Source organism: Pseudomonas sp. GW821-FHT09C10 (genome assembly GCF_059418085.1).
The window spans coordinates 97,854-104,332 of sequence record NZ_JBWKPE010000009.1; the positions used below are offsets into that span (position 1 = coordinate 97,854).

A 6,479-nucleotide genomic window follows, 5' to 3' on the forward strand; every position below is an offset into this window, starting at 1 on the left:
CTGAATGGCCTACAGACACTTAAGAGCCGCTTTATAACAAGGGCTCTAAAAAGCTGTCAAGGAAGCCCCCAGGCTTATTCACATTAATGCGTGCTAATTCTTTCCTTGGAATCAGACTCTCGCTTTTCGTCCTTTGCGACTATCTCCGGAGCCACATCCGGCAAGGGCTCCGGCGCGTATTGCAGCGCAATTTGCAGGACCTCGTCAATCCATTTAACCGGTTTAATCTGAAGATCCTGCTTGATATTGTCAGGAATTTCCTTCAAGTCGCGAACATTCTCTTCAGGAATGATCACGGTCTTGATGCCACCGCGGTGTGCCGCCAGCAATTTCTCTTTAAGGCCGCCAATGGCCAATACCTGGCCACGCAGGGTGATTTCCCCGGTCATCGCGACATCGGCGCGCACCGGTATGCCGGTCAATGCCGAAACCAGGGCCGTGCACATGCCTACGCCAGCGCTGGGGCCATCCTTCGGTGTAGCCCCTTCCGGCATGTGGATGTGGGTGTCGTGCTTCTCGTGGAAGTCCAGGGGGATCCCCAGGCTCCTGGCGCGGCTGCGCACCACGGTCTGCGCGGCGGTAATGGATTCGACCATCACGTCACCGAGGGAGCCGGTCTTGATCAACTGGCCCTTGCCGGGGATCACCGCAGCTTCGATGGTCAGCAATTCGCCGCCCACCTGAGTCCACGCCAGGCCAGTCACCTGCCCTACCTGATCCTGCTGTTCTGCCAGGCCGTAACGGAATTTACGCACACCCAGGAAGTGCTCAAGAGCGTCGGCCGTGACCTTCACCGAGAAGCGTTTTTCCAGCGCGTGCTCCTTGACCGCCTTGCGGCAAATCTTCGCGATCTGGCGCTCAAGGCCCCGGACACCGGCCTCGCGAGTGTAATAGCGCACGATGTCGCGGATCGACTCGACGTCGAATTCGATCTCGCCCTTCTTCAGGCCATTGGCCGAAATCTGCTTGGGCGCGAGGTATTTGACGGCGATATTGATCTTCTCGTCTTCGGTGTAACCCGGCAGACGAATCACCTCCATCCGGTCCAGCAATGCCGGCGGAATGTTCATGGAGTTGGAAGTGCACAGGAACATTACGTCGGACAGGTCGTAGTCGACCTCCAGGTAATGGTCGTTGAAATTGTGGTTCTGCTCAGGGTCGAGCACCTCCAGCAAGGCCGATGCCGGATCGCCACGCATATCGCTGCCCATTTTGTCGATTTCATCGAGCAGGAACAGCGGGTTGCGCACACCCACCTTTGTCATTTTTTGAATCAATCTTCCTGGCATCGAACCGATGTAAGTCCGGCGATGACCACGAATTTCCGCCTCATCACGCACGCCACCGAGGGCCATGCGCACGAATTTACGGTTGGTGGCATTGGCGATGGACTCGGCCAGGGAGGTTTTACCTACCCCAGGCGGGCCAACCAGGCACAACACCGGGCCACGAATCTTCTTAACGCGCTTCTGCACGGCGAGGTATTCGAGGATGCGTTCTTTGACTTCTTCAAGGCCATAATGGTCGGCATCGAGAATGTCTTCAGCGCGCGCCAGATCCAGGCGCACCTTGGTCTGAGCCTTCCACGGCACCTGCACCAGCCAGTCGATGTACGAGCGCACCACGGTGGCTTCAGCCGACATCGGCGACATCTGCTTGAGCTTGTTCAACTCGGCGGTGGCTTTGGTCAGGGCGTCTTTCGGCAGGCCGGCAGCATCGATGCGCTTTTTCAGCTCTTCGATTTCGTTGTGGCCTTCCTCGCTGTCGCCGAGTTCCTTCTGAATGGCCTTCATCTGCTCATTCAGGTAGTACTCGCGCTGGCTGCGCTCCATTTGTTTTTTGACCCGACCACGGATGCGCTTCTCGACCTGGAGCAGATCGATTTCAGCGTCCAGCAATGCCAGCACGTGTTCGACACGGGCCGACAGGTCGATGATTTCGAGGATGTCCTGCTTCTGCTCGATCTTCAGCGCCATGTGTGCGGCCATGGTGTCGACCAGGCGGCTTGGCTCATCGATGCTATTGAGGGAAGACAACACTTCAGCCGGGACTTTCTTGCCCAACTGCACGTACTGCTCAAACTGCGAGAGCAGGCTGCGCACAAACACCTCGGACTCGCGCTCAGGGGCCTCGACTTCGTCGATCAGCACCACTTCAGCGCGCAGGTGGCCGTCCACCTCCATGAAACGCTCTACCGCACCGCGCTGCTCGCCTTCCACGAGCACCTTGACGGTGCCATCGGGCAGCTTGAGCAGTTGCAGGACAGTGGCAATGGTGCCGACGCGATACAAGGCATCTTCGCCCGGATCATCATCGGCAGGATTTTTCTGGGCCAACAGCAGGATCTGCTTGTCGCCCGTCATCGCGGCCTCGAGGGCTTCGATAGACTTCTCGCGCCCCACGAACAGCGGGATAACCATGTGCGGATAGACGACGACATCACGCAACGGCAGGAGAGGCAATTCGATGGTTGTCTTCATGATTTCGCCTCTATGACAGTTGAAAAATAAGCTTGAAACCAAGATGGGGGCTGCGTGTAAAAAAAACAAGCTCAATGCTGGCAGTTACACGCAGTAAAAATCCTTATGAAAAACAAAGGAGCCCCTAGAGGCCCCTTTGTGTGTACCAAAACTGCGAAACGCTTACGCGTCTGGCGCAGCCTTGGCAGTCGGCTCACTGTTTTCGTAGATATACAGTGGCTTGGACTTACCTTCTATAACGCTTTCGTCGATCACCACTTTACTCACCTCGGACTGCGAGGGGATTTCATACATGGTGTCGAGCAATACACCTTCGAGGATCGAACGCAGGCCACGTGCACCGGTCTTGCGCTCCAGTGCCCGCTTGGCCACCGATTTGAGCGCGTCGGTACGGAACTCGAGGTCCACACCTTCCATCTCGAACAGCTTTGCGTATTGCTTGGTCAGGGCGTTTTTCGGTTCGGTGAGGATCTGAATCAGAGCCGCCTCATCCAACTCGTCCAACGTGGCCAGGACCGGCAAACGGCCAACGAATTCCGGGATCAGACCGAACTTGACCAGATCGTCAGGCTCGACTTCACGCAGGGACTCGCCCACCTTCTTGCCTTCTTCCTTGCTGCGCACTTCTGCACTGAAACCGATGCCGCCACGGGTAGACCGTTGCTGAATAACCTTCTCCAGGCCGGAGAATGCACCGCCACAGATAAACAGGATGTTGCGCGTATCAACCTGAAGGAATTCCTGCTGCGGATGCTTGCGGCCGCCTTGTGGCGGTACGGAAGCGACCGTGCCTTCGATCAGTTTCAACAGGGCCTGCTGCACGCCTTCACCGGAAACGTCCCGGGTGATCGACGGGTTGTCGGACTTGCGCGAGATCTTGTCGATTTCGTCGATGTAGACAATACCCATCTGGGCCTTCTCTACGTCGTAGTCGCACTTCTGCAGCAATTTCTGAATGATGTTCTCGACATCTTCGCCCACGTAGCCAGCCTCGGTGAGGGTGGTGGCGTCGGCGATGGTGAACGGAACGTTCAGCAGGCGAGCGAGGGTCTCTGCAAGCAGGGTCTTACCCGAGCCTGTAGGACCAATCAGCAAGATGTTGCTCTTGCCGAGTTCGACTTCGTCGCCTTTCTTGTCACGCTGGTTCAAGCGCTTGTAGTGGTTGTATACCGCTACGGCCAGAACCTTCTTTGCACGCTCTTGACCAATCACATACTGATCAAGGATGCCGCTGATTTCTTTAGGCGAAGGCAATTTATGCGCGCTGCTTTCGGCCTGGGCTTCCTGCACCTCCTCACGGATGATGTCATTGCACAGGTCGACGCACTCGTCGCAGATAAAGACCGAGGGGCCGGCAATCAATTTGCGCACTTCATGCTGGCTTTTGCCACAGAAGGAGCAATAGAGCAGCTTGCCGTTGTCCTCGCCGTTGCGGGTGTCAGTCATTCGTTCGATCCAAATCCGATAGGCTTGCAACACAAGATGAAGGCTTATGCGGGCTTTTTCAAGCCCGCAGGTGATCGGGAAACCCAACCAGCCCTATTTTGAGCGGCTTATATTAAGCGGGGCGCTTTTCGATCACTGCGTCGATCAACCCATATTCACGTGCAGCTTCGGCGCTCATGAAGTTGTCACGGTTGGTGTCGCGCTCGATTTCTTCCAGGGTGTGCCCGCTGTGCTTGGCCATCAGCGTGTTGAGACGTTCGCGGATGAAGAGGATTTCCTTGGCGTGAATTTCGATGTCCGACGCCTGGCCCTGGAAACCGCCCAGTGGCTGGTGAATCATCACGCGCGAGTTCGGCAGGCAGTAACGCTTGCCCTCGGCACCTGCGGTCAGCAGGAACGCGCCCATGCTGCAGGCCTGGCCAATGCAGGTAGTGGATACGTTCGGCTTGATGAACTGCATGGTGTCGTAGATCGACATGCCCGCAGTCACCGAACCGCCCGGTGAGTTGATGTAGAGATGGATGTCCTTGTCCGGGTTTTCCGCTTCAAGGAACAGCAGTTGCGCACAGATCAGGTTGGCCATGTAGTCCTCTACCGGGCCCACCAGAAAGATCACTCGCTCCTTGAGCAGGCGCGAGTAGATGTCGTAGGCGCGTTCGCCACGAGCGGACTGCTCGACAACCATCGGGACCAGGCCGCCTGCGGCCTGGATATCAGAGTTCTGCTGAATATAGGAATTACGGAACATGCTCTGCAGTTACTCCCAAATAGTCATGTCTTGAAAACGCATAAGCCAGCGCGAGGCTGGCTTATGGTTGAATTTCCAACGAGTTGGACAATCAGTCGGCTTGTGCTGCTTCCGCCGGCTTGACTGCTTCTTCGTAAGAGACCGCTTTATCGGTCACCTTAGCCTTCTGCAGAACAGTATCCACAACTTGTTCTTCCAGCACAACCGAACGTACTTCGTTCAGCTGCTGGTCGTTCTTGTAGTACCAAGCCACGACCTGCTCAGGCTCCTGGTAGGCCGAGGCCATTTCCTGGATCATTTCGCGGACGCGATCTTCGTCAGGCTTGAGGTCGAACTGCTTGACCACTTCAGCCACGATCAGGCCCAGCACCACACGGCGCTTGGCTTGCTCTTCGAACAGCTCGGCCGGCAGTTGGTCTGGCTTGATGTTGCCGCCGAACTGCTGGACAGCCTGTACGCGCAGGCGATCCACTTCGTTGGACAGCAGGGCCTTAGGCACTTCGATCGGGTTGGAGGCCAGCAGACCGTCCATGACCTGGTTCTTGACCTTGGACTTGATAGCCTGGCGCAGCTCGCGCTCCATGTTCTTGCGAACTTCGGTGCGGAAGCCTTCGATGCCGGTTTCCTTGATGCCGAACTGATTGAAGAATTCTTCGTTCAGTTCTGGCAGCTTAGGCTCGGAAACGCTGTTGACGGTCACGGTGAACTCGGCGGCTTTGCCAGCCAGGTCCAGGTTCTGGTAGTCAGCAGGGAATTCCAGGTTCAGGACACGCTCTTCGCCGGCCTTGGCGCCAACCAGGCCGTCCTCGAAGCCAGGAATCATGCGGTTGGAACCCAGCACCAGCTGAGTACCCTTGGCGGAGCCGCCAGCGAATGCTTCGCCGTCAACCTTGCCAACGAAATCGATGTTCAGCTGGTCTTCGTTCTGGGCAGCACGGTCGACCACTTCGAAACGGGTGTTCTGCTTGCGCAGGATTTCCAGCATGTTGTCCAGGTCCGAATCAGCCACTTCGGCGCTCAGGCGCTCGATAGCGATACCGTCGAAACCGGCCACTTCGAACTCGGGGAACACTTCGAATACGGCAACGTATTCCAGATCCTTGCCCGCTTCCAGGGACTTGGGCTCGATCGAAGGCGAACCAGCCGGGTTCAGCTTTTGCTCAACCACTGCTTCGTAGAAAGAAGCCTGGATCACGTCACCGACGGCTTCATTGCGTGCATCAGCACCAAAACGGCGCTTGATTTCGCTCATTGGCACTTTGCCTGGACGGAAACCAGCGATCTTGGCCTTTTGGGCAGTCTGCTGCAGACGCTTGTTGACCGCAGTCTCGATGCGCTCAGCCGGCACGGTGATGCTCATGCGGCGCTCGAGAGCAGTAGTATTTTCAACAGAAACTTGCATGGATATTCCTCGTTGCACAGACGTTAGCCGGCCATTTCCGACCCCAATCAAGGGCATGCATTCTAGTGGGTCAAACTCAAGAAGTCACCCTACTGGAAATACGCCCGTAAACAGCCGGCAATTTATCGGTACGGAGGCACTGTCGCGCCCCGCCCCGGTGACAAATAAAGCCAATCACGCCAGGGCTCTGCGCCGCCCCTCTATATATAGAAGGGATCGTCGCCCATCTCCCTGACGGCCTACCTCGCAATGAAGGCAGATAACAATGCAGTATCATCGAGACACATAAATACGATGAAACGCATCGCCATCGCGACCCACAACCCGCAGCCACGAAAAACCGAACCGCCAAAACCAAAAAAGGCGCCAGACTGTTAAATCTGGCGCCTTTCGAATATGGGGT

General features: G+C 56.5%; 4 protein-coding genes. All 4 read right to left on the minus strand.

Features of this window, described 5'->3' with window-relative positions:
- Nucleotides 1-83 precede the first annotated feature (83 nt).
- The 4 genes from lon to tig all read right to left on the minus strand — a co-directional run bounded on the left by lon (nt 84) and on the right by tig (nt 6,076).
- On the minus strand, nt 84-2,480 hold the full coding sequence (lon, locus tag AC07OT_RS18150; RefSeq protein ID WP_065940151.1) for an endopeptidase La: 2,397 nt from the start codon (nt 2,478-2,480) through the stop codon (nt 84-86).
- A 162-nt stretch (nt 2,481-2,642) separates the two neighbouring features.
- A complete protein-coding gene (clpX, locus tag AC07OT_RS18155; protein WP_003238279.1) occupies nt 2,643-3,926 on the minus strand; it encodes an ATP-dependent Clp protease ATP-binding subunit ClpX in 1,284 nt (427 codons plus the stop codon).
- Between the two features lie 112 nt (nt 3,927-4,038).
- Nucleotides 4,039-4,674 carry an ATP-dependent Clp endopeptidase proteolytic subunit ClpP gene (clpP, locus tag AC07OT_RS18160; protein WP_003174822.1) on the minus strand — a complete coding sequence of 212 codons (636 nt, stop codon included), beginning with the start codon at nt 4,672-4,674 and terminating at the stop codon, nt 4,039-4,041.
- A 91-nt stretch (nt 4,675-4,765) separates the two neighbouring features.
- Nucleotides 4,766-6,076, minus strand: a complete 1,311-nt coding sequence (gene tig / locus AC07OT_RS18165; RefSeq protein ID WP_027606242.1) for a trigger factor — start codon at nt 6,074-6,076, stop codon at nt 4,766-4,768.
- Between the last annotated feature and the right edge of the window lie 403 nt (nt 6,077-6,479).

What these genes read in the sequence shown, in the direction of transcription:
- lon (WP_065940151.1), bottom strand. Translation starts at nt 2,480, where the DNA reads ATGAAGACAACCATCGAATTGCCTCTCCTGCCGTTGCGTGATGTCGTC.
- clpX (WP_003238279.1), bottom strand. Translation starts at nt 3,926, where the DNA reads ATGACTGACACCCGCAACGGCGAGGACAACGGCAAGCTGCTCTATTGC.
- clpP (WP_003174822.1), bottom strand. Translation starts at nt 4,674, where the DNA reads ATGTTCCGTAATTCCTATATTCAGCAGAACTCTGATATCCAGGCCGCA.
- tig (WP_027606242.1), bottom strand. Translation starts at nt 6,076, where the DNA reads ATGCAAGTTTCTGTTGAAAATACTACTGCTCTCGAGCGCCGCATGAGC.